The 22827-nt window shown below is 67.1% G+C and carries 17 protein-coding genes; 15 read left to right on the top strand and 2 right to left on the bottom strand.

Annotation, left to right across the window (positions count from 1 at the left end; all coding sequences use genetic code 11):
* Positions 1–6: 6 nt before the first annotated feature.
* A complete protein-coding gene (locus tag NI2_RS28490; protein ID WP_067497098.1) occupies positions 7–3219 on the bottom strand; it encodes a (Fe-S)-binding protein in 3213 nt (1070 codons plus the stop codon).
* 912 nt (positions 3220–4131) lie between these two features.
* On the opposite strand from NI2_RS28490, the gene NI2_RS28485 reads away from it, so the two are divergent.
* From NI2_RS28485 to NI2_RS28465, 5 genes are read left to right on the top strand one after another with little or no spacing between them, the layout of a single operon-like run.
* The gene (locus NI2_RS28485) at positions 4132–4887 is read left to right on the top strand and encodes an AsnC family protein (protein ID WP_243749776.1); all 756 of its coding nucleotides are present in this window, start codon (positions 4132–4134) and stop codon (positions 4885–4887) included.
* Between the two features lie 42 nt (positions 4888–4929).
* Positions 4930–5514: a cysteine hydrolase family protein gene (locus NI2_RS28480; protein WP_067497095.1), complete on the top strand. Its 585-nt coding sequence runs from the start codon at positions 4930–4932 to the stop codon at positions 5512–5514.
* Positions 5511–6527, top strand: a complete 1017-nt coding sequence (hypE, locus tag NI2_RS28475) for a hydrogenase expression/formation protein HypE (RefSeq protein ID WP_067497093.1) — start codon at positions 5511–5513, stop codon at positions 6525–6527. Before NI2_RS28480 ends, hypE begins: the two co-directional genes overlap by 4 nt.
* Before the next feature lie 10 nt (positions 6528–6537).
* On the top strand, positions 6538–8829 hold the full coding sequence (hypF, locus tag NI2_RS28470) for a carbamoyltransferase HypF (RefSeq protein WP_067497091.1): 2292 nt from the start codon (positions 6538–6540) through the stop codon (positions 8827–8829).
* A gap of 2 nt (positions 8830–8831) precedes the next feature.
* Positions 8832–9731, top strand: coding sequence for a bile acid:sodium symporter family protein (locus NI2_RS28465; protein ID WP_067497089.1), 900 nt, complete (start codon positions 8832–8834; stop codon positions 9729–9731).
* Here NI2_RS28465 and NI2_RS28460 read toward each other — a convergent pair.
* Positions 9728–10588, bottom strand: coding sequence for a haloalkane dehalogenase (locus tag NI2_RS28460; RefSeq protein ID WP_067497087.1), 861 nt, complete (start codon positions 10586–10588; stop codon positions 9728–9730). The genes NI2_RS28465 and NI2_RS28460 overlap by 4 nt on opposite strands.
* A gap of 93 nt (positions 10589–10681) precedes the next feature.
* On the opposite strand from NI2_RS28460, the gene NI2_RS28455 reads away from it, so the two are divergent.
* The 10 genes from NI2_RS28455 (at position 10682) to NI2_RS28410 (ending at position 22648) form a co-directional block, all read left to right on the top strand.
* Positions 10682–11806: a UbiA family prenyltransferase gene (locus tag NI2_RS28455; protein WP_084476920.1), complete on the top strand. Its 1125-nt coding sequence runs from the start codon at positions 10682–10684 to the stop codon at positions 11804–11806.
* Positions 11803–12894: an aminotransferase class I/II-fold pyridoxal phosphate-dependent enzyme gene (locus NI2_RS28450; protein WP_166655741.1), complete on the top strand. Its 1092-nt coding sequence runs from the start codon at positions 11803–11805 to the stop codon at positions 12892–12894. Before NI2_RS28455 ends, NI2_RS28450 begins: the two co-directional genes overlap by 4 nt.
* A complete protein-coding gene (locus NI2_RS28445) occupies positions 12891–16082 on the top strand; it encodes a thiamine pyrophosphate-dependent enzyme (protein ID WP_166655740.1) in 3192 nt (1063 codons plus the stop codon). The genes NI2_RS28450 and NI2_RS28445 overlap by 4 nt, the downstream gene beginning before the upstream one ends.
* 17 nt (positions 16083–16099) lie before the next feature.
* Positions 16100–16816: a class I SAM-dependent methyltransferase gene (locus NI2_RS28440; RefSeq protein ID WP_133733872.1), complete on the top strand. Its 717-nt coding sequence runs from the start codon at positions 16100–16102 to the stop codon at positions 16814–16816.
* The gene (locus NI2_RS28435) at positions 16816–18240 is read left to right on the top strand and encodes a cytochrome P450 (RefSeq protein WP_067497080.1); all 1425 of its coding nucleotides are present in this window, start codon (positions 16816–16818) and stop codon (positions 18238–18240) included. Before NI2_RS28440 ends, NI2_RS28435 begins: the two co-directional genes overlap by 1 nt.
* Positions 18241–18269: 29 nt before the next feature.
* Positions 18270–18899 carry a class I SAM-dependent methyltransferase gene (locus tag NI2_RS28430; RefSeq protein WP_067497078.1) on the top strand — a complete coding sequence of 210 codons (630 nt, stop codon included), beginning with the start codon at positions 18270–18272 and terminating at the stop codon, positions 18897–18899.
* Positions 18900–18974: 75 nt separating this feature from the next.
* Complete coding sequence (locus NI2_RS28425) at positions 18975–19691, top strand: ABC transporter ATP-binding protein (RefSeq protein WP_067497076.1); 717 nt, start codon at positions 18975–18977, stop codon at positions 19689–19691.
* Positions 19688–20851: an ABC transporter substrate-binding protein gene (locus NI2_RS28420; RefSeq protein ID WP_067497073.1), complete on the top strand. Its 1164-nt coding sequence runs from the start codon at positions 19688–19690 to the stop codon at positions 20849–20851. The genes NI2_RS28425 and NI2_RS28420 overlap by 4 nt, the downstream gene beginning before the upstream one ends.
* Entirely contained in the window at positions 20848–21660 is an 813-nt protein-coding gene (locus NI2_RS28415; RefSeq protein ID WP_166655739.1) for an ABC transporter permease, read from the top strand. Before NI2_RS28420 ends, NI2_RS28415 begins: the two co-directional genes overlap by 4 nt.
* Positions 21661–21952: 292 nt before the next feature.
* The gene (locus NI2_RS28410; protein WP_067497071.1) at positions 21953–22648 is read left to right on the top strand and encodes a DUF8020 domain-containing protein; all 696 of its coding nucleotides are present in this window, start codon (positions 21953–21955) and stop codon (positions 22646–22648) included.
* The last annotated feature ends 179 nt before the right edge of the window (positions 22649–22827 follow it).

Here is a 22827-nt window from a genome sequence, read left to right as displayed (position 1 = left end):
CAGTTGTCAGTTCTTGCGGCCGGGGGCCTTTGCTCCGGACTTGAAGCCGAGGCCGCCGGGCTTGGCGGTCGGCGGGGCCACCGGTGGGGTGCCGTTGCCGTTGGAAGGTGTGGGCTCGGGGGCCGTGTCTTCCTGGGCGGTGGGCTCAGCCTGAGCTTCCGGTTCGGCGGGGGCCGCTGCCGGTTCCGCCGGCTTCGGAGCGCCGGGGGCCTTCGGGCCGGGGCGCTTGAAGCCGGACTTCATGGCGAGGCCCTTGGCGGCGACGGTCGGCTTGGTTTCGGTGGGGGTCGAAACCGATTCGGCGGCAGGGGCTTCGGGGGCCGGTGCGGACTCGGTCGCGGGGTCCGCGGCCGGGGCGGCGGGGGCCTGTGCCGATTCCGCGGGCTTGGGGGCGCCCGGAGCCTTGGGGCCGGGGCGCTTGAAGCCGGACTTCATGGCGAGGCCCTTGGCGGCGACCGTGGGCTTGGTCTCCGTGGCAGCAGCTTCGGCGGGCGCTTCCGCAGCCGGAGCCGCATCAGCAGCCGCATCGGCGGCCGGAGCCTTGGCGCCGGGCGCCTTCGCGCCGCCCTTCATGCCGAGTCCGCCACCGGGGGCTTTGGCGCCACCCTTCATGCCGAGACCCTTGACCGGGGGAGCGGTGGTCTCGGGGGCCGATTCGGCGGCCGGAGCTTCGGTAGCGGATGCCTTCGCGCCCGGAGCCTTGGCACCGCCCTTCATACCGAGGCCGCCACCGGGCGCCTTCGCCCCGCCCTTCATGCCGAGACCCTTGGCGGGCGCGGCCGGGGCCGACTCCGCTTCGGCGGCAGGGGCCTTCGCGCCGGGCGCCTTGGCGGCACCCTTCATGCCGAGACCGCCACCGGGGGCCTTCGCGGCACCCTTCATACCGAGTCCGCCACCAGCCGGCGCGGCCTTGGGGGCAGCTTCGGCGGGTGCCTCGGCGACCGGCTCCGGCTCGGGTTCGGGCTCCGGCTCGGGTTCGGCCTTCGGCTCCTGGACGACGAGCAGGTTCGCCGACAGCTCGGCGGCATCGATGCGGGTGATCGAGTCGAGCATCAGCTGCGACACGTCGACCACCTCGACGCCCTCGCCCTGGCCCTGCTCCTGACGCGCGGTGACGCCGTCGTTGAGCATGACGCGGCAGAACGGGCAACCCGTGGCGATCTTGGTCGGGTTGGTGGACAGCGCCTCGTCGACACGGTCGACGTTGATGCGCTTGCCGAGCTGCTCCTCCATCCACATGCGGGCACCACCGGCACCACAGCACATGGAACGTTCGCCGTGGCGCGGCATTTCGACCAGGGTCGAACCGGAGGCTTCCATCAACTCACGCGGCGCGTTGTAGATCTTGTTGTGGCGACCGAGGTAGCAGGGGTCGTGGTAGGTGATGTTCTGCGACACCGTGGCCACCGGGACCAGCTTCTTCTGCCGCACCAGGCGGTTCAGCAGCTGGGTGTGGTGCACGACCTCGTAGGTGCCACCGACCTGCGGGTACTCGTTGTTGAGCGCGTTGAAGCAGTGCGCACAGGTGACGACGATCTTCTTCTTCGACTGCTCGACACCCTCGAACACCGAGTTGATGACCTCGATGTTCTGCATCGCCAACTGCTGGAAGAGGAACTCGTTGCCCGCGCGGCGAGCCGAGTCACCGGTGCAGGTCTCCTCCGCGCCGAGCACCATGAACTTGGTGCCCGCGGTGGCGAGGAGTTCGGCGACGGCCTTGGTGGTCTTCTTGGCGCGGTCCTCGTAGGCGCCGGCGCAACCGACCCAGAACAGGTATTCGTAGCCGTCGAAGCTGTCGGCGTCCTTACCGAAGACCGGGATGTCGAAATCGACTTCCTTGATCCAGTTGAGGCGGTCCTTGGAGTTCTGGCCCCACGGGTTGCCCTTGTTCTCCAGGTTCTTGAACAGACCGGCGAGCTCGGAGGGGAACTCCGACTCGATCAGCACCTGGTAGCGGCGCATATCGATGATGTGGTCGACGTGCTCGATGTCGACGGGGCACTGCTCCACACAGGCACCACAGGTGGTGCAGCTCCACAGCACCTCGGGGTCGATCACACCGTGCACATCCTCGCCGCCGACGAGCGGGCGCTCGGCCTCGGTGCGGGCTTCCTCGGTGATCTCGGCCAGCTTGGCCTCGTCGGGCTTGCCGTCGGCGTCGACCAGGCCGATCTCGTCGCCGCCCATGTCCTTGCGGCCGCCGGCCAGCAGGTAGGGCGCCTTGGCGTAGCCGTGGTCGCGCAGCGACATGATGAGCAGCTTGGGCGAGAGCGGCTTACCGGTGTTCCAGGCGGGGCACTGCGACTGGCAGCGACCACACTCGGTGCAGGTGGTGAAGTCGAGCCAACCCTTCCAGGAGAAGTCCTCCATCTTGCCCGCGCCGAGGGTGTCGGTGTCGGGGTCGACGTTCTCGATGGTGAGGACCTTGCCGTCCGACATCATCGGCTTGGCGGCGCCGAGGGCGACGCCGCCGTCGGCCTCACGCTTGAAGTAGATGTTGGGGAACGCGGCGAAACGGTGCCAGGCGACGCCCCAGTTGACGTTGCGGCTCACCACGACGACCCAGACCAGCGCGGCCATCAGCTTGAAGAAGGCGAACACCGACACCGCTTCCGCGCTGGCGGGCAGCACCGAGGCGATGTGCATGCTGACGAAGTCGCTGCTGGCGTGGGATTCGCCGGTGTAGGCCAGGACGAGGGACTTCGCGCCGAGCATGCTGATGCCCTCGACGAGCACGATGAGCTCGACGAAGTAGGCGGCGAAGAAGTTGGAGCCGGAGAAGCGCGACTGCCGGGCGGGGACGCGGGGGTGGTTCAGCTGACGGATGACGATCAGCACGATCGCACCGATGATGGTGCCGAGCGCGAGCAGTTCGTCGAGCAGGTGGTAGACGAAGGTGTTACCGACCAGCGGCCAGGTGAACGTGGGGCTGAAGATCTGCCCCTGCGCCTGGAAGACCGTGACGAAGCCGAGCATGAAGCCGACCATGACGAGCCAGTGCGCCCAGCCGACGGTCCGGAACTTCACCATGCGCGTGTGCGCGGCGAACTCCTTGATCATGGTGGCGAACCGCGGCACGAACGGAGTGAACCGGTCGGGGGCAGGCTGCCCGAGCATGATCGTCCGAGCCATCTTCCGGATGGCGAGGCCGAACCCGATCCACGCGGGGACACCGACCAGAATGGAGATGATGCCCAACGTCAAAGATATGGGGCTCATGCTGTGGCCTTTCGTTCACGAAGCGACGCGGTGCCGCTCGTCCCAGGTCGCATCATAGTACGGTCCAAGTTACCCGCCAGTAGGGGTACGGATTCTATGTTACCGGTGGGTAGCTTCGATGTCTTCCCGGAGCTGAGGATCATCCTAACGTCGCAGTTCAGGGGTTGATTCGGCGCATGGCCGTTGCGGCTCGTTCCGGGATCGCCGCGGAAGGGCCCGCGTGTCGATGGGGCTTGCATCGCGGCGGGTGTGGGGGCCGGGGGTTCGGGGGTGCTTGGGCGGATGCTCGGCCGTGATCTGAAACAAGATGGAATTGATCTATCGTCCAGTTTGTTCGGTCCGTGGAAATAATTCCCGGGCGAATTCGCATTCTCACCTGAGTGCGCTCGTGGCTGTGAGTTGCATAGACCATTCTATTCTCGGCGCGCCAGCCGGCCGGATCGTGACTTCGAGGCATGAAGGAGCTTGTCCAACTGTGGGTTTCACCAGTTGGACACCGTCAGGTCGGTTGGTTACCGGTCGGTCGGGTGGGGCGCCGCGGCGCCCTGACCGGCGCGTCGACCGTGGGCGAGGGTCTCGGATCGAACACTTGCCCGAATTGACTCACTGCGATATTTTTTTACGCGGCTCTTGATCTTGATATCGATGCACAGCTTGAAAGACTGGGGGGCTTGATAGGTGAATCGCCCGCTGAAATCCAACCGGGTAAAACAGTCTGTGGAAATCGCCTCGCTCGTCATGGCGGGCTCCCCCCGATTCGAAGGGGAGGACCCCGCACATATCGAGCGGCTGGTCGAGGCGGAATGGCCTATGCCGCCCATTCTCGTCCATCGTCCGACGAATCGGATCATCGACGGATTTCACCGGACGAACGCGGCGCTACGTAAAGGCCTTACGCACATCGACGCGTATATGGTCGATGGTTCCGAAGAATTGGCGTTCATTCTCGGCGTGCAGGAGAACGTGCGGCACGGCCTGCCCCTGTCGCTGGCCGATCGCCGGGCCGCGGCGGAACGCATCATCCGTTCCCATCCGCACTGGTCGAATCGATCGATCGCCACCGCTGCGGGGCTTTCCGCGAAAACTGTGGCGTCGATCAGAAGCGGTACCGGCGATACGTCGCAAGCGAGTCATCGGCTCGGCAGTGACGGCAGGCTCCGGCCGGTCGACACGAATTCGGCGCGCAAAACGGCCGCCGAACTCCTGCTGGCCCGCCCCGATGCCTCGCTGCGTTCCATCGCCCGCGAAGTGGGCCTCTCACCGTCGACCGTCCGCGACGTCCGGGCCCGCCTGGAAAGCGGCATGGGCCCGCTCGTCCAGCCCGACGACACCAGGACTCCGGTGCCCGGTGGACCGGCGGAGAACGACCGGCTCGCGCCGACACCGCACAAGAAGCAGGTGGACCTCGACGCCCTGCTCGCCGTGCTCTCGCGCGACCCGGCGCTGCGGATGAGCGTCGGCGGTCGCGAATTGCTGCGGTGGCTGCATCAGCACGCGGTGAACGCGGGCGACGCCGAGAAGATCGTCGAATTCGTGCGACCCCATTCCTCCTACCATGTGATCGAACTCGCCAATCAATGCGCGGCCAATTGGGCGAATATCGCCCAGGCCCTGCAAGCCGCTTCCGATAATGCGTACGGTAATTCGCCGGGCGCCCGTTCGGCCTGAACTTCCGAGCTGTTTCCCATTCTTACGGACCTAAGGATCGGCATGTCCAAAATCGCCGTTGTCACCAGTGGACTGCAATACGACATCGTGGGGAAGAATCCCGAGCGGGAAGCCGCTATCGCGGCTGCGACGCCGCGGGTGAACGAATTCCTGACCGAGATGCGCAAGCGGGGCTGCACGGTTTATCACCTGCAACTTTTGAATCAGCCCGACGACCCGCTGGCCGAGCGTTACGACGGTCGCGTACCGGCACTGCGCGGAACTCCCGGCGCCGAGGTGATCCGCGAATTCGTCGAGCCCGACGACGTGATCCAGGAACGCAGTAAGGACAGCGGCTTCTACGAAACCGACCTGCACGACCGGCTCCAGGCCGAGGGCGTGGAAGCGCTGGTGCTGATCGGTCTGCAGACCCAGATCTGTATCCAGACCACCGCCGCCGACGCCTTCTTCCGCGGCTACATCGTCGCGGTGCCCGGCGACTGCGTGTTCTCGGCGCAGGAGGCCGACCGGGTGCGGGCGCTGGACTGGCTGGAGAGCTACTGCGCCACCGTCGCCGACTCCGCCGAGATCCTGCGGCTCATCGACACCACCGGCGGCATCCCGCGCAAGGAGACCAAGACACCATGACCGTGGCCACGCAGCACATCCAGCTCGACCACGGCACCGGCGCTGTGCTCTCGGGCGAGCTGGTCGACTTCATCGCCCGCACCCTCGGCGACGTATACGTGGGGGAGATGGAGGACAGCGCGGTCCTGCCCGTGGAGGGCGACCGGATCGCGATGACCACCGACAGTTTCGTAGTCGACCCGCCGTTCTTCGGCAACGGCGACATCGGCAAGATCGCGGTCTGCGGCACCGTCAACGACCTGGCCGTCTCGGGTGCGGTGCCGCGCTATCTCACCCTCGGACTCATTCTCGAGGCCGGCTTGTCGTTCGACCAGCTCGAGCGCGTGCTCACGTCGGTGCGGGAGACCGCGCGCGAGGCGAGGGTGCAGATCGTGTGCGGTGACACGAAGGTGGTGCGGGCGGGCGAGGCCGATCAGCTGTACCTCAACACCAGTGGTGTCGGGTTCTTCCTGCGCGAACCGCTGCGGATGGACGCGGTCCGCCCCGGCGACGCGGTGATCCTGTCGGGTCCGATCGGCAATCACACGGTGCACCTGCTCTCCATCCGCGAGGGGCTCGGCTTCGAGAGCCGGGTGCTCAGCGACTGCGCGCCGCTCAACCTGATGATCGACGGCGTCTTCGCGGCGGTGCCGCGCGAGGCGGTGCGGTCGATGCGTGACGTGACGCGCGGTGGTCTCTCGGCGGTGCTGCACGAATACGCGGGCCGCATGGGCAAGGCCATCACCATCGATGAGCAGTCGCTGCCCATCCAGCACGAGACCGCGATGGCGGCGGACATGCTCGGCATCAACCCGCTGAACTGCGCCAACGAGGGCTGCCTGGCGATCTTCGCCGACCAGGCCGCCGCCCCCGACATCGTGGCCGCACTGCGCGGGCACGAGTACGGCAGGCACGCCACGGTGATCGGCGAGGTGACCGGCCGGGACGGCGCCGCGGTCGTGCTGCGCGACGCCGACGGACGCGAATCGACACTGCAACCGCTGCGGGGCGCCGAGCTGCCCCGCCTGTGCTGACCGGGCCGCCATGACCGCCACCTGGCAGATCAGGGTCACCGGGGTCGTACAGGGCGTGGGGTACCGCCCGTTCGTCTACAAACTCGCCCGCGAACGGCAGCTCACGGGCTGGGTGCGCAACGATCCAGAGGGCGTGCTCGTCGAGGCGAGCGGCGCCGCAGCCGCGCTGGAATCGTTCTGCGCCGAGCTGGCCGACCGGGCGCCCGAGCTGGCTCGGGTGGACCGGGTGGTGGCGCTGAGCCGGGTGGCGGGCGGGTCGGGCGCGTCGAGTTTCGAGATCGTGCACAGCGAGCACACGGGGGAGAAGGTGGCGCTCGTCCCCGCCGACACCCACGTGTGTGCGGACTGTCTCGCCGAGCTGCGCGACCCGGCCGACCGGCGCTATCGCTACCCGTTCATCAACTGCACCAACTGCGGGCCACGGTATTCGATCATCCGCGCGTTGCCCTACGACCGATCGCAGACCACCATGCACGCGTTCACGATGTGCGCGAATTGCGATGCGGAATACCGGAATCCGATGAGCAGGCGGTTTCACGCACAGCCGAACGCCTGCGCGGACTGTGGGCCGAGGCTGTTGCTCGCCTACCCCGACGGGACGGTGCACGAGGACGCGTTGAGCCGGAGTGTGCGTGAGCTGTCGGACGGTCGGATCGTCGCGGTGAAGAGTGTCGGCGGTTTCCACCTGGCCGTCGATGCGATGAATGCCGACTCGGTGGCACTGCTGCGTAAGCGCAAGCGGCGCGATTCGAAACCGTTCGCGGTGATGGTGCGGGATCTGGACACGGCGCACCGGATCGTCGAACTGTCGCCTGCGGAGGAGCAGGTGCTGCGTTCGCCCGCTCGGCCGATCCTGTTGGCACGCAAGCATACTGGCGCGGTACCGGAGAGTGTCGCGCCACGGAATCCGAACCTGGGAGTGATGCTGCCCTCGGCACCGCATCACCACCTGCTGCTCGACGAGGCCGACACCGATGTGCTCGTGATGACCAGCGGCAATGTGTCGGGATACCCCATCGTGCACCGCAATGAGGACGCGCTGGCGCACCTGTTCGAGATCGCGGACGCGATCCTGTACCACGACCGCGAAATCGAGTCCAGGGTCGACGATTCCGTGGTCCGGGTAACGATCCACCCGGATCTGGACGGACCACTACTGACCTTCCTGCGCCGCGCGCGTGGGTACGCGCCGTACCCGGTGGAGGTGGGTCGTCCGCTGCGGCCACTGGTCGCCTATGGCGCCGAACTCAAGACGACGGTCGCGCTGTCGGCCGGCACGCGGGTGTATCTGAGCCAGCACATCGGTGATCTGAAGAACGACGAGACGTTCGAATCGCACCGCCGAACCGCTGCCCACCTGGCCTCGCTGTACGACCTGCGACCCGAGGCCGGGGTGTACGACATGCACCCGGACTTCCGGATCAATATGGGCCACAGTGGTATCGGTGAGACAGGTGAGCCGATCGCGGTGCAGCACCATCACGCGCACATGGCGGCCTGCCTGGCGGAGAACAAGCTCGACGGGCCCGCGGTCGGCGTGGTGTTCGACGGTGCCGGGTACGGCACGGACGGCACCATCTGGGGCGGTGAGTTCCTGGTCGGTGACTACGGCAAGGTCGAACGGGCAGCGCATCTGCGGCGGGTGGCCCTGATCGGCGGCGATCAGGCTGTGCGCGAACCGATCCGGACGGGTGTCGCTGTCGCTGTCGACGCGCTCGGGTCCATCGATGCTGCGGTGCAGATCTTTTCGGTGCTGGCGACGCTCGATGACGACCGCAGACACGTCTACGCGACCATGTGCGCCCGTGGCATCAACTCGCCCGAGGTGACGAGTATGGGTCGGTTGTTCGACGCGGTAGCGGCTCTGCTCGGCGTGTGTTCGAGGGCCGAATACGAGGCGCAGGGCCCGATCGAACTCGAGGGTCTGCTCGATCGCGACCTCACGCTCATCGACGGCTACGAATTCGGCTACACCGCAGGAGAAGTCGACCACCGGCCGGTGATCCGTGCGATCGCGGCCGACCTGGCCGCCGGGACCGCGCTCGAACGGATCAGCAGGCGGTTCCACAGCGGGGTCGTCGCCATGGTCGTCCGGCAGTGCCGGAACCTGGCCGACACCAACGGTATTCGGCAGGTGGTGCTCTCCGGCGGCGTGTTCCTCAATGAGTTCCTGCTGGTCAACTGCATGGTGATGCTCGAACGCGCCGGACTGGCGGTGTACAGCCATCGGCAGGTTCCGCCGAACGACGGTGGGATCGCTCTCGGGCAGTTGCTGGTGGCCGACCGGGCGAAACAGGAGTGATGATGGGTTCTTCGCAATTCGCGGTGGTGCTGCCGATCGCGCTCGTGGTGGTGATGCTCGGCCTCGGACTCACCCTGACACCGGACGACTTCCGGCGGGTGGTCCGCCATCCGAAAGCGGCGGCCGTCGCCCTCGTCTGCCAGCTCGTGGTGCTGCCGCTGATCTGTGTGCTGCTCGTGCTCGCCTTCGGGCTCACCGGGGTGCTCGCGGTCGGCATGATGCTGCTCGTCGCCTCGCCGGGCGGTACCTCGGCCAACCTGTTCAGCCACCTCGCCGGTGGCGATGTGGCGCTCAACATCATGCTCACCGCGATCAACTCGGTGATCGCGGCGTTCACCATGCCGATCGTGATCACCTTGTCGGTGGCGGCGTTCATGGACGGTGACGCCTCGGTCGGGCTGCAACCGGCCAAGCTGGTGCAGGTGATCGTCATCGTGCTGGTGCCGGTGGCCGTCGGGATGTGGATCAGGCACGCGCGGCCCGCGTTCGCCGACCGGATGGGTAGACCGGTGAAGCTCGGTTCCATGGTGGTGCTGGTCATGGCGGTGGGCGTGGCCGTCGGGTCCGAATTCGACACGCTGCGTGCGAACTTCGGCAAGCTCGGCGCGATCACAGTGCTGCTGTCTGTGCTGAGCCTGGCAGTCGGCTATTACGTGCCCCGCTGGTTCGGGGTCGATATCCGGCAGGCCATCGCCTCGTCCATGGAGATCGGCATCCACAACGCGACGCTGGCCATCGCGGTCGCGGTGTCGGCGCTGGGCAGCGAGGCGATGGCGGTGCCCGCCGCCACCTACGGGATCGTGATGGGTGGGCCGGCGGCGGTCGCGGCGTTCCTGCTGGCGCGGCGATCCCGCGCGGAATCGGATGCGCCCGCGCCGGTCGCCGCGACCGCACTGCCCTAGGGGAACCGTTTGGCGATGGCCTCGGCGATCTCGACGGGGGCGTGTTCCTGGATGAACTGGCGGGCCTGCGGCAGCTCGACGACCTCCACGTCGGTGAAGGTCGACACCATGCGGGGGATGTGGGCCTTGGGTCGGTACACCATGTCGCGCATGCCCCAGACCAGCAGCGTCGGCTTGTCGGCGAGGACCGCGGGCACGTCGCGGGCGAGCTGAGCCATCAGTGGGCGGGCGTCGACGATCTGCTTGGCGATCACCGCGAGACCCCTGCGGGCCTGCGGTGACGGCTGCACCAACCGGTAGTGGTCGATCTCGGCCGCGCTCAATGTCTTACCGAGCTCCGACAGCAACACCCGCTCGACGAGGAAGTTCTGCTCGAGTACCCGCCGCTGCATCGGTCCGGTGCGGATGGCCTGGGCGAAGACGCGGTTCGCCATCGCCTCGATGGGCCAGAAGATGGTGTTGCCCAGCACGATTCCGCGCAGGCGGTCCGCTCGCGGGATGCTGGCACCCAAGCCGATCGGGCCACCCCAGTCGTGCCCCATCAGCACGTAGTCGGCGAGGCCGAGGTGGTCGATCAGCTCGCCGAGGATGCCGGTGTGCTCGGTGACGGTGTAGCCGAAACCCTCGGGCCGCTCGGACAAGCCGAAGCCGAGATAGTCGACGGCGACGCACCGGTACCTGGTGCGCAGCTCGGCGATGACGTGGCGGTAGAGGAAGCTCCAGGCGGGAACGCCGTGGCAGAAAAGAATCGTCGGCCCCGATCCCTCATCGATGTAGTGGACACGGCCTGCGGACGAGTCGAACCAGCGTGACTCGAAGGGGTAGAGGTTCTTGTCGGGCACGAAGTCGATCAGCATAGGGAAACCTATACCGCATTTGTGAAACGGTCGGAGTGTGCAACCGGAGAAAGCGCCGGTTGCACACACTGCCGCTCTTTTCGGAACTCGGGTATGGTCGCCCCAGCCGCCTCTTCCGCGGCCGGGCCGCAAACGGGTGACGAGTGGGCTTTGATTGTGACTGGAACAATTCCTGAACCGACGCTTGACGAATTCCTGCATAAATCGGCGGAGAAAAGAATCGACTGGGTGAACTCGTCCGACGGGTTCACCACGGGCACGATGGAACGGGTCGGCCTGTTTCTCTCGTTCGCGCGGCCGCGCACCTGTCTGCCCGGCATGCTCGCGTTTTATCTGGGTTGTGTGCTGCTGGACGTGCCGATGGGTATCGACGTGCTGCTCGGCTTCTTCGTCACGTTCCTCTACAGCGCCGTGGCCAACCTGTTCAATGCCTATTCCGATATCGCGGAGGACAACCAGAACATCCCGGCCCGGCTGTACCTGCTCGGCCTGTACGGTCGCCGGCGACTGCTGCGGAGCAGCTACGCCGCCGGTGCGGTGATGCTGGTGGCCGCAGCCGTGGTGAGCCCGGCATTCCTTCTGCTCACAGCCCTGTGCCTGCTCATCGCCCACCAGTACTCGTTGCCACCGCTGCGGATGAAGGCGCGGCCGATGGGTTCGCTCGTGTTCTTCGCGCTCGATGTGGCATTGCCGTTCCTGATGGCGCCCGCCGTCGTGGAGAACGGTCCTGCGATCGCGGGGAATTGGTCCTTCCTCAGCATGGCCGCGTATTTATTGCTCTGGTTCGTCGCCAAGGGATTCGTGAAGAACCTGCCGGACTTCAAGGGCGACCGCGAAGCCGGATTGTCGACCTCGGCCACCATTTTCGCAACACGGCAGCAGGCGGCTGTCGCTGCTGCTGCCGCCACTGTTCTCGTTTATCTCGGTCCGCTTTTCCTGGTGGTCGCCGGGCAATTCGAAGCGAAGTATTTGTTCGCACTGGCCTGGTTCCCCGTGGCATGTGCGCAGGGCGCACGGATGATTCTGCGCGACGACAATCAATCGGCGAACAACATGCTTCGATTCGACATGATCGTATCGACGGGATACCTGTCTACCTGGGTTTTGCTGGCGGACCCATCTGTTACTTCGCTGCTTGTTGTCGCCGGATCTTTGGTGGTTATTTTCGCTATGGACGCGCTGAAACTCGATACCCGGAAAAAGGAAGACATCGGGTGACGGCGGAAAGGACGACAGCGGTGCGCGACACGGTATTACTCGACGAATATCGATCCGGTGAGGAGGCCGATATCTCGGCGGCCGCGCTCGACCTGTCCAACAACGCGCTGCCCTTCGCGCCCCTGCCGAGCGTACGCACCGCGATCGCCGACGAGGTCGAACACGCGGCCGCCTACCCTGCCGCCGCGTACGGCGATTTGCGCAGCGCCATCGCCGAATTCGCCGGCTGCACACCGGATCAAGTCGTCGTCGGGCCGGGCAGTGTCGGAGTGCTCGCCTATCTGCTGCGCTGGGTCGCCGGACACGGTGGTCGGGTCGTCTACGCGGTGCCCGCCTTCGACGCCTACGAACGGGTGGTCCTCGGTGCGGGCGGTATCGCGGTGCCGGTGATCGGGACACCGAACCGATGGCAGCCCTTGACGCAGATGGTCGCCGCGGCAGGCGACGACGCGGCCGCGATCCTGATCTGCTCACCGCACAACCCGACCGGTGAACAGGTGACGCCCGAGGAGATCGAGCAGGTACTGGCACGAGTGCCGGACCACACGGTCGTCGTGGTGGACGAGGCGTATATCGAATTCGACCGGGACAACGACCGGTCGGCGGCCCTGCGAATGGCCGAGGAGCACCCCAATCTGGTTGTGCTCCGCACGTTTTCGAAGGCGTACGGGCTGGCGGGGCTGCGGGTCGGTTACGCGGTCGGTCACGGCGACCTGATCGGCGCCTGCCGGTCGATGGCGATGCCGTTCGGGGTGAACCGGCTCGCGGTGGCCGCGGCCGTCGCCTCGCTCGGGGTGGTGAACGAGCTGGAGGCACAGATCGATTCGGTGATCGCGGTGCGGACGGACTTCGTCGCGGCCATCCGCGGACACGGCATCGACGTGCCCGATTCGTCCGGCAACTTCGTCTGGGTGCCGACGCCGAATCCGGCGGCACTCGTGGCGCACCTCGCCGAGTCGGGCATCGCGGTGCGCTGCTATCCGGACGCGGGCGTCCGGATCACGGTTCCTGCCAGGGGGCACCTCGCCGACGTCGTCGACGTACTCGCGCGGGGATACAGACGAGTGGAGGCACTGACATGCAGATGAACACCAATCTGGGCGCCGACGTGCTCGGGCGGCCACGGTTCGCCGACGCCCTGGTCGACCGGCTGATCGGCCACGATGTGCGCTACCTGTTCGGCATGCCTGCCGAATCGGTGAACTGCCTGGTCGACGCGGTGGGACGGCGATCGGAGATCGAGCTGATCGCGGTGCGGCACGAGAGTGCGGCCGCCTGGATGGCGGTCGGTTACGCGCAGGGGTCGGGCACCGTCGGGGTGTGCTTCGGCACCGCCGGACCGGGTGCCACCCACCTTTTGCCCGGCGTGTACGGCGGGCTCTACGACCGGGTGCCGGTGCTGGCGATATCCGGCCAGGTGGCGCGCGCCGAGATCGGCACGAAATCGTTCCAGGAGATCGACTCGGCGCGACTGTTCCGTGACGGAACGTGGCGCTCCACCGACATCGTCTCGCCCGATCAACTCGCCGTCTTCGATCAGACGGTGCTGTCGGTGCGGCTCGAACAGACCTCCGCGCACCTGGCCGTGCCGTCCGACGTGCTCAACTCACCCCTCGAGGGGCTCGAACAACAGAGCCCGTACCGGTTCGGCGCACGGACAACGCCCGATGTGGACAAGAAGCGCGTCGAAGACCTGGCCGAATACCTGTGCTCCACACCGGGTGTCATCGTGCTCGGCGCGGGCGGCCGGGCCGTCGCGGACTGTGCGTTGCTGCTCGCGGACGCGCTGGGTGTGCCGATCGTCGCCCTGCCCGAAGCGGGGATTCCGGACTGGTCGGTGCCGCCGGTCGAGGAGTCCGACGCCCGGCAGGTGCTGTTGATCGGCAAGCCGACCGCCGGTGTGGCACGGCACTTTCCATCGCTCGAACTGCTGCTCGAGATCACCGATGTGGCCACGTCTGGCTTCGACGAGGAGAGCAGGCGGATCGGGATCGCCGGGGAGGTTCCGCAGATCCTGCACGCGCTGGTGTCGGCCGTGTGGAGCAGGCGCGGTACCCCGGCCGCGGCGAGCGCCCCTGTCGCACCGACAGATCCGAACGCGCCCGAGGGCTGGGGTGTGCTCGCCGACGCGCTCGCCGGTGCGTCGGTGGCGGTCGACTCCGGGGCGACGAGGGAACTCGCCCGCCGCTATCTCGGTGAGCGCGCGCACCTGCACAGTGCGTGGAATTTCGAGGCGGAGGGTTCGGCCCTGCCGCTGGCCATCGGTCTGGCCCTCGCGAACGGCGCTCGCTCCTACGCGCTCACCGACCTGGACTCGCTCGACCAGTACATCTCCGAATTCTCCACTGCCGCACGGTACGACGTGCCGGTGACCGTGGTGTGCCGGGCCGAACCCGGTGTGCCGGTGAGCGACCTGGCCAACGCGTTCGGTATCGGGGTGTCCTGGGCCGGCGACGCCACCGAACTGCGGTCGCGCCTGAGCGAGGACCGGCACGGTCCGGCGCTCGTCCTCACCTCGGCGCTCGCGGACGACCGGCCCGCTCCGGCGCCGGATGTCGATGTCGTCGACTACGTCACCGATCTCTTCGCGGCACTCGTGCACCGGGGCATCGACTGCGCGTACCTGTCGAAGAACAGCCGCGCGCGGCTCGGTGCCACCGCTGAGCTGGACCTGCACGTCGTCGCCGATGTCCAGGCCGCGGCCATGCGGGCGACCGCGGCGTACAAGGCCGACGGAACAACCTCCTGCGCTGTGGTGACCTCGCCCGCCGAACTCCTCGGCCAGCTCAACGGGCTCTACGACGCGGCCTTCGACGATGCGTCCGTTGTGCTGGTCTCCGTCGAGACCACACCCTGGCTGCTCGATCCCGTCGACGTGCTCGCCGATATCGCCGCCGTCTCGGTGGTTCTCGACGGTGGCGCGCAGGACGCGGTCCGGCTGCGCGACGCCTTCACGACCATCGCTGGTGGTGGACGCGGCGTCACCCACATCCACGTGACACGAACCGCGATCGCCGCCCGCACCAGCGCCGTCCTCGTGGACAGCGCGCGGTCGTTCGCGATCCCGCCGTCGCTGATCGGGCTGCCCGGCCGCGCGACCGCGGCACCCGAGGACATCGTGCGTGCCGCCGAACTCATCGGTGCCGCCGGGGATATCTCGATCATCGTCGGGCGCGGGGCGGCGGGCGCGCGACGCGAACTCGTCGAATTGGCCGCTCGCACAGGCAGTCCGCTCTACTGCACGATGGGTGCGCTGGCGGCCGACGTGGTCGGCGAACACTGCGCGGGACTGGTCGGCACCTCCGGGACCGACGACGCCATGCAGCGCGTCCGGCGCAGCGGGCTCGTCATCGTTGTCGGAGTGTCCTGGCGCGGTTCGGCTTTCGAGATGGTCGGGCACAACCCCGTGATCTCGGTGAACACCGATCCGCTCACCTTCCTTCGTCTGCCGTCGGATTCGGTCGGGCTGCTCGGTGACGCGCGGGAAACCCTCGAAGCGCTTGTCGGTCTGCTCGGCGAGGAGCGCGACGCACCCGAAGTCGCCGAACGGTCGCGCCGCAAGCCGAGAGAGAGCGCACGCAAACTCCGCGCCGCCACGGTGGCCCAGATCATCGACAGCGAACTGGCCCACCTGGACAAGCCGTCCACCTTGAGCGTCGACGTCGGCATCAACACGCTCTGGGCCTACCGCTACGTGCGCTCGGCGCACCGCTACCTGTGGACCGCCTCGTTCGCGACCATGGGATTCGCGGTACCCGCCGCCGTCGACGTGGCCGTGCGCCACCCCGACGAGGTGTCCGTGGCGATCGTCGGTGACGGGGGCATCGGTATCACCCTGGCCGAACTGCGCAACGCCGCCGACGTGCGTTCACCGCTGGTGATCGTGGTGTTCAACAACAACGCCCTGGCCGCGATCAAATTCGAGAGCTGGATCATGGGCTGGCCCGACCGGGCGTCGGGCTTCCACGAAATCGACTTCGCGGGGTTCGCCAGGCACTGCGGGGTGCGCGCGACAACCGTGCGTAGCGCCAAGGAGTTCGGCAACGCCTTCCGCACCGCACTCGCCGGGAACGGGCCGACACTGATCGACGCCAGAATCCCCGCCGCCGAAGCACCCGTACTCGCCGGACGCGCGCACATCCGCCAATTCGCCGGCCTGCTCACCGGGTGGGCCCGCGACGGCAAGAACGCCCGCACCGGCGCCCTGTCCACCCTGCTGGCCTTCGGCGCGGAGAAGGCGGTGCGCGTCGCGCGTCGCGCCGACCCGCGCCGGTGAAACCCGAGGAGATCGCGATGGCCGGAACACGCCCTGCCACCCCGCAGGCCATGTTCACCCGAATCGCACCGCGCTACGACGCGGTGAACTCGCTGCTCACCCTCGGCGGCGACAAACGGTTACGCCGCCGCGCCGTCCGCGCGCTCGACCTTCGGCCGGGTGCGGAAGTGCTCGATATCGCCGCCGGGACGGCCGAGATCGGCGCTGCCCTGGCGGCCGTGTACCCGCTGCGCCTGTCGTATGTGGCCGTAGACCTCAACGAGCAGATGCTCGCCGTCGCCGCGCGGAAATTCGCCCGGTTGCGCCGCAAGCGGCCGAGCAACGACTGGCAGCTCGCTCTCGGCAGCGCGGAATCGCTCGACTTCCCGTCGTCGAGTTTCGACGCCGCCGTGATGTGTTTCGCCCTCGACGACATGGACGACCCCGCCGCCGCGCTCGCCGAAACGGTGCGGGTGCTGCGCGCCGACGGACGTTTCCTGCTGATCGAACTCGCCATGCCCGACAGCCCGCTGCTGCGCAACCTGCTGAAGCTGCGGCTGCGACTCATCCGCGGTGTCGCCGCCATCGCGGGCATGGATTCCGTCGCCCACATGACCAGGGAAGTCGAACTCGATCGCGGCGTCGAACACACCCTCGCGCGCTGCGAGAACGCCGGCCTGGAACTGGAATCCACGGCCCGGCACCTCGGCGGGCTGGTCCGTGCCCACGTCTTCCGTAAGAGGAAAGGTTTGTGATGACCGAGAAATGTCCCCACGCCACGGCGGAGAAGGTGCCATCCGTCACCGGAATCACCAGTCGCAGGCTCTCCAACCGGCACCTGCCCGGCCCGCCCGGACACCGGATCATGGGCTCCTATCCGGAATATGCCAAGGACCGCAACAAATTCCTGCGTGACGCGGTGCGCCGGTACGGCGATGTCGTACGGATCAAACTGCCGCTGCGCGACCTGGTGGTGATCGCCGATCCCGAAGACGCACACGCGGCGATGGGTGACACCTCCGGCGACTACAGCAAATTCGGTAACTACCATCCCGCGATTGCCAAGCGGCAGAACGGTTTGTCGTTCATCGAGGGCGAATTGTTCCGCGAGCGCCGTCGCATCGTCAGCCCGCTGGTGACCCGCGACGGCCTCAAGAGCACCTTCCACGCCAATGCCGATGCCTACCTGGCAAGCCTCGAGTCGAATATCGCCGCCGCGACCGACGCCGACGGTGTGACCGACCTGCAGGAGGCGATCTTCCAGACACTGCTGCGCGGCGTGCTGGCCCAGACCTTCACGGAACCGTTCACGCCCAAGGAAATTCACGATCTGCACGACGGTCTGTCGACGTTCACGAAATTCCTCGGCTCCACGCTGAAGATCGCGGATCCCCCGAATCTGGTTCGCCCCTGGGGCCGGTACAAGATCCGGCCGTGGGCGGTGTACTCGGCCGGAAAGATCGTGCGCGACCGGGTGGTCGAACGGCAGAACTCGCCGTCGCTGGGCACCTACAACGACGTGCTCGACGGCATGCTCGCCGGCTACAAGAAGCTCAAGACCCCGATGACGTTCTGGGACCTGTGCTTCGACGTGGCGACCATGACCAGCGCCTCCTACGGCACGACGGCGGGCGCCATCACCCAGACCGTCGTGCGGACCTGCCTGGCCGAGGAAGCCAAGAACCGGCTGGTCGAAGAGGCCAGTTCGGTCGACCTGTCCAAGCCGACCATCGAATCGGTGCGCAGCATGCACTGGGTGAAGGCGTGCTTCGAGGAAGGCATGCGCATGCAGGGCCTTCCGCTGCTGCTGCGATTCACCGCCAGGGGCGCGAACTACCAGGGCTACGACATCGCGCCCAACACCATGCTCGGCGTGCCGATCTCGACGATCCACCGCGACCCGCGCTGGTGGACCGACCCCGACGTGTTCGACCCCGAACGCTTCTACGACCAGAGCAAGCGGGTCGACCAGCCGCGCGTACTGCACTACCTGGCTTGGGGCGCGGGCCCGCACCGCTGCACCGGCGCACAGCTCGGTTACCTCATCGCGCCGTACCTGGTCGCGCTCATCTTCAGCCGCTACAAGATCGAGCTCCCGCCGAACTGGCAGCTCGTTGAAGACCCCGGCCTCGCGCCGATGATCAAGGGCGGCTTCAACGTCCGGCTCACCCCCCGATAACCCACCGACGAGAGATCCGAGAGATTCGCATGAAATTCGCAGAGCGGTACGACATCGCGGCCCCCATCTACGACCGGACGGCGTGGTTCCTGTCCCTCGGTGGCATCGACAAACTGCATCCGGGCCTGGTCGAAGGCCTCGACCTCACCGGTAAGAAGGTGGCCGACCTCGGGTGCGGCACCGGCCTCGCCTTCCCCGCGCTGCTCTCCGCCGTCGGGCCGACCGGGCACGTGATCGGGGTGGACAACAACGCCGCCATCCTCGCCAAGGCGCAGAAGCGGGTCGAGGAGAACCATTGGCCCAACGTCACTCTGCTCACCGAGGACATCGCCGAACTGCCCGTGAACCAGGATGTGGACGTCCTGTTCAGCTGTATCGCGTTCAGCTGTGTGCCGCACCCGTCGGACAAGCTGGCCGAACTGCTCGGCAACCTCACGCCGGGCACCCAGGTGCGCATCATCGACGCCCTGCCGCGCACATCGGGACTGAGCCGATACCCGATCAACGGCTACAACTTCGTGAAGTCGGGCATCGTCGGATCGCATTTCCGGGAGCTGCACCCGTTCGAGCAGGTCTTCCGTGACCGGCTGACCGACGTTGTCGTCGACTACCTGCACGGCGGCATGTACACCCGTCTGACCGGCGTCAAAGGCGCGTAGGCACTCCGCGCGCACCGGCGCCGACGTCGGTGCGCGCGGCCCTTGGTGGCACCCTTTTCTCGAGAGACGGCCGAATTGAGTATCTGGGAACTGAAAGTCGACGGCGGTGGCAAGACATTCGGCGAAAGCACCGTGCTCGACGACGTGGACTTCCACGTGGACCGCGGTGAATTCCTCGCCGTGCTCGGTCCGAGCGGCAGCGGCAAATCGACGCTGCTGCGCGTGTTGGCCGGACTCGAACAGCTGACCACCGGAACCATCAGCTGGAGCACCGACGGTGCCCGGCCGCGTACCGGGGTGGTCTTCCAGCAGGCGCTGCTGCTGCCCTGGCTCACCGTCATCGACAACATCTCGCTCGCCGGCCGGTTCGCCGCACACCGGCGCGAGTTCGACAAGGACTACCCCGAAATCCTGCTTGCCCGTTTCGGTTTGGGATCGCTGGCGCAGCGGTATCCGGGTGAGCTGTCGGGCGGGCAGGCGCAGCGCGTCGCCGTGCTGCGTGCGGCCGCCACCCGGCCGCGGCTGCTGCTGCTCGACGAACCGTTCAGCGCCCTCGACCCGGCAACCCGTCTGGACCTGCGGAAATGGCTGGCCGAACTCGTCACCGAGATCGAGGCGACGGTCGTGCTCATCACCCACGACGTGGACGAGGCGATGGATCTGGCCGACCGCATCGTGCTGCTCGACAAGGGCCGCATCCGGCGCGAATGGACCGAGGTGCGCGACGGCGGCGACGCGTTGCGCGCCGATATCCTCGGGCAGTACCACCCGGACGAAGTAGTGGTGTCGTGAGCGGGCTTTCACGACGGCACCTGCTCGCCGGGGCGGCCGGGCTCACCGCGGCCGCCGGGCTCTACGGGTCGGCCGACCTGGTCCGCAGCGCGGCAGGCGCCGGGCAACGGCGCGAACAGGCGCTGCGCATCGGGTACCTGCCGATCACCGACGCGGCGCCGCTGCTGATCGCGCACTCGGCACACCTCTACCCCGCGGGGTCGGTGAGCAGCGCCAAACCGGTGATGTTCCGCAGCTGGTCGGGGCTGGCGGAAGCGTTCGTCTCCCGTCAGGTGGATGTGGCGCACCTGTTGATGCCCATGGCGATTCAGCTGCGGCAGGTGCTCGGGGCGAACGTGCGGGTGCTCGGGTGGAACCACACCAACGGGTCGGCGCTCACCGTCGCACCCGACATCACCGAGCTGGAACAGCTGATCGGCACCCAGGTTGCCATTCCGTTCTGGTGGTCGATCCACAACATCGTGCTGCAGAAACTCCTGCGCGCCCACGACATCACACCTGTGGTGCGCCGGACCGCGTCGCGCGCCAAGCGGACCGTCGAACTCATCGTGATGAGTCCGTCGGACATGGTTCCCGCCCTGGCCAACAGGTCCATCTCCGGCTATGTGGTCGCCGACCCGTTCAACGCCATCGCCCAGATCAAGAAGATCGGGCGCATCCACGTGTTCCTCGGTGACGTGTGGCGTGAACACGCCTGCTGCGTGCTGGTGACCCGCGACGACGTGATCGCCGAACGACCGCACGCCGTCCAGGCCGTGACCGACGCGGTGGTCGCGGCGCAGCTACGCATCGGCACCGACCGGCCGCGCGCCGCGGAAGCGCTCACCACCGGCAGCTACTTGCCGCAACCCCTGCCCGCGGTGCGGACCGCGCTCGCCTACCCCGACCCGCCCTACCAGTTCCAGCGGCCCGACTGGTCGCCGCAGCTGGTGGGATTCCAGCCCTACCCGTACCCGAGCTTCACCCGGCGGCTGGTCGAGGAGATGCACGAGACCGTCGTCGACGGCGACCGGGGCTTCCTCGACACCCTCGACCCGGCCCGCGCGCACAGCGAGCTCGTCGACGACACCTTCGTGCTGAATTCCCTTGCCGCACAGGGTGGGAGACATGCGTTCGGGCTCACCGGCCTCGACCGAACTGAACAGGTGCACCTGCTGTGACTACAACGACCCAAGCCCCACCGAAAACCGGCTCGACCGTTTCGCGCTCGGTCCTGGCCAGGGTGTGGCCGCCGGTGCTCGCCGTGCTCGTCACCGTCGGGCTGTGGTGGACGGCGACCACGGTGCTCTCGCCGGAACACTCGCTGCTGCGCCGCACCGCGCCCCAGCACGTGCTACCCGCCATCGCCGATCTGCACGAACGTGGTGTGCTCGTCGCCGACGCGGGAATCAGCCTGTGGCGATTGCTGATCGGGCTCGCGATCGCCACCGTGCTCGGTGTGCCGATCGGGTTGCTGATCGGGCTCAGCACGCGGATCGAACAGGCCGCCTCGCCGGTGGTGCAGTTCCTGCGGATGATCTCGCCGCTGTCGTGGACCCCGATCGCCATCGCCGTGTTCGGCATCGGCAACCAGCCGGTGTACTTCCTCGTCGCCGCGGCGGCCGTGTGGCCGATCATGCTGAACACGGTGGCGGGGGTACACGCCATCGATCGCGGCTTCCTCGACGTGGCGCGCTCGTTCCACGCGACCCGGGGCGAGCAGCTGCGCGTCGTCATCATTCCGGCGGTGCGCGACCACATCCGCACCGGGCTGCGACTCGGGCTCGGCACGGCCTGGATCGTGCTCGTGCCCGCCGAGATGCTCGGTGTGCGATCGGGACTCGGGTACCAGATCCTCAATGCCCGGGACCAGCTCGCCTACGATCAGGTGGTCGCCATCATCCTGGTGATCGGCGTGCTCGGATTCGCCGTCGATTTCCTTGCGGGCAGGTTGCCGGGGCGGTCCCTCAACAGCCGTTCATACCGATGATTATGTGATGTATGTCACTGTTCTGTTTGCTCCGGTTGCATCGTGCTTGTGATTGAGCATGGGAAACCTCCTTTGCCGACGCGATGGGTTAGGGCAGCCTCACCCATGCCCCTGGAAACTGTGCTGGCATCAGGGGTTTCGGTCTACTAGGCTCCAGACGTTCTGTCTGCTGTGCCGGTCTTCACACTGCTCGGGGAGAAGTTGGGAGCATCTCACAAGGGTGCACCCGCTTGACGAGTCTCGCGTGTCGCTTGATCGCACGCCGCACCACACCTGATGGATAGGAACTTCAATGAACATCCGTAAAACCGTTGCGGGTGCCGCCTTGGTTATCGGGGCCATGACGGTGGCCGCTGGGACGTCGCATGCTGAGCCCGTGGCGCCCGAGGGCATCAAGTACTCGGTGAAGCTGGTCGACAAGACCGTGGTCGCCACCGTGAAGAACGGGACCTTCTCGCTGGTGGAGCAGGAGGGGGAGACTCCCGAAGCGCCGAAGACCCAGGTTGCCGAGATCAAGGACAGCACCGGCGCTGTCGTGATGGCCATGCCGATCGCCTTCTCGATCTCCGGCACGGAGATCCCGACCAAGGCTGAGGTCGTCAAGGACTCCACGGTGCTCGAACTGACGCCGGAGCGTCCCCAGGGCGTCGAAATCGCGGCCCAGCCGGTCGCGGTCAAGCCGGTCCTGCAGGGCCAGGAGATCGCCTCCGCCCAGGAGAACCAGAAGGCGATCAACGACTTCTCCTCGAAGTTCAGCATCGGCACCGCCATCGGCACCTTCGTCGGCACCGCCATCGGCGCCGTCATCGGTTGCGTCGTCACCATTCCGCTCGGCTGCCTGCCCGGCCTGACGGTCGGCGCCGCAGCAGGCGGAATCATCGGGATGATCGCCATCGGTGGACCGGTGATGGCTGTGACCGGCCTGGAGCTGCTGCAGGTGCTGCAGGCGCCGGACGGCACTACTGTTTGGGCTGACAAGCCGAAGTAGAGGCTCGCTGTAGAAGCCCCGCTCCTGTTAGGGAGCGGGGTTTTTCGTGTGTTTGGGGCGGAGTTCGCTATGTGGTGGGGCTCCAGCCGTAAGGAACCACCCTCGGTGGTTTTAGCGCCAGGGAGGTACGGAACCGCCTCGGTGGTTTGTGCACCAGGGAGGTATGGAACCACCTTGGC

This window comes from Nocardia ignorata NBRC 108230, from assembly GCF_001612905.1.
In the GTDB taxonomy this organism is placed as follows: Bacteria; Actinomycetota; Actinomycetes; order Mycobacteriales; family Mycobacteriaceae; genus Nocardia; species Nocardia ignorata.
Note: the sequence above shows the minus strand (reverse complement) of the source record. Positions and strands in the feature narration are given on the sequence as shown.

Excerpts from the sequence above, each read along its gene's own strand:
- NI2_RS28490 (WP_067497098.1), bottom strand. The coding sequence starts at position 3,219 with ATGAGCCCCATATCTTTGACGTTGGGCATCATCTCCATTCTGGTCGGT.
- NI2_RS28485 (WP_243749776.1), top strand. The coding sequence starts at position 4,132 with ATGGTCGATGGTTCCGAAGAATTGGCGTTCATTCTCGGCGTGCAGGAG.
- NI2_RS28480 (WP_067497095.1), top strand. The coding sequence starts at position 4,930 with ATGTCCAAAATCGCCGTTGTCACCAGTGGACTGCAATACGACATCGTG.
- hypE (WP_067497093.1), top strand. The coding sequence starts at position 5,511 with ATGACCGTGGCCACGCAGCACATCCAGCTCGACCACGGCACCGGCGCT.
- hypF (WP_067497091.1), top strand. The coding sequence starts at position 6,538 with ATGACCGCCACCTGGCAGATCAGGGTCACCGGGGTCGTACAGGGCGTG.
- NI2_RS28465 (WP_067497089.1), top strand. The coding sequence starts at position 8,832 with ATGGGTTCTTCGCAATTCGCGGTGGTGCTGCCGATCGCGCTCGTGGTG.
- NI2_RS28460 (WP_067497087.1), bottom strand. The coding sequence starts at position 10,588 with ATGCTGATCGACTTCGTGCCCGACAAGAACCTCTACCCCTTCGAGTCA.
- NI2_RS28455 (WP_084476920.1), top strand. The coding sequence starts at position 10,682 with ATGGTCGCCCCAGCCGCCTCTTCCGCGGCCGGGCCGCAAACGGGTGAC.
- NI2_RS28445 (WP_166655740.1), top strand. The coding sequence starts at position 12,891 with ATGAACACCAATCTGGGCGCCGACGTGCTCGGGCGGCCACGGTTCGCC.
- NI2_RS28440 (WP_133733872.1), top strand. The coding sequence starts at position 16,100 with ATGGCCGGAACACGCCCTGCCACCCCGCAGGCCATGTTCACCCGAATC.
- NI2_RS28435 (WP_067497080.1), top strand. The coding sequence starts at position 16,816 with ATGACCGAGAAATGTCCCCACGCCACGGCGGAGAAGGTGCCATCCGTC.
- NI2_RS28430 (WP_067497078.1), top strand. The coding sequence starts at position 18,270 with ATGAAATTCGCAGAGCGGTACGACATCGCGGCCCCCATCTACGACCGG.
- NI2_RS28410 (WP_067497071.1), top strand. The coding sequence starts at position 21,953 with ATGAACATCCGTAAAACCGTTGCGGGTGCCGCCTTGGTTATCGGGGCC.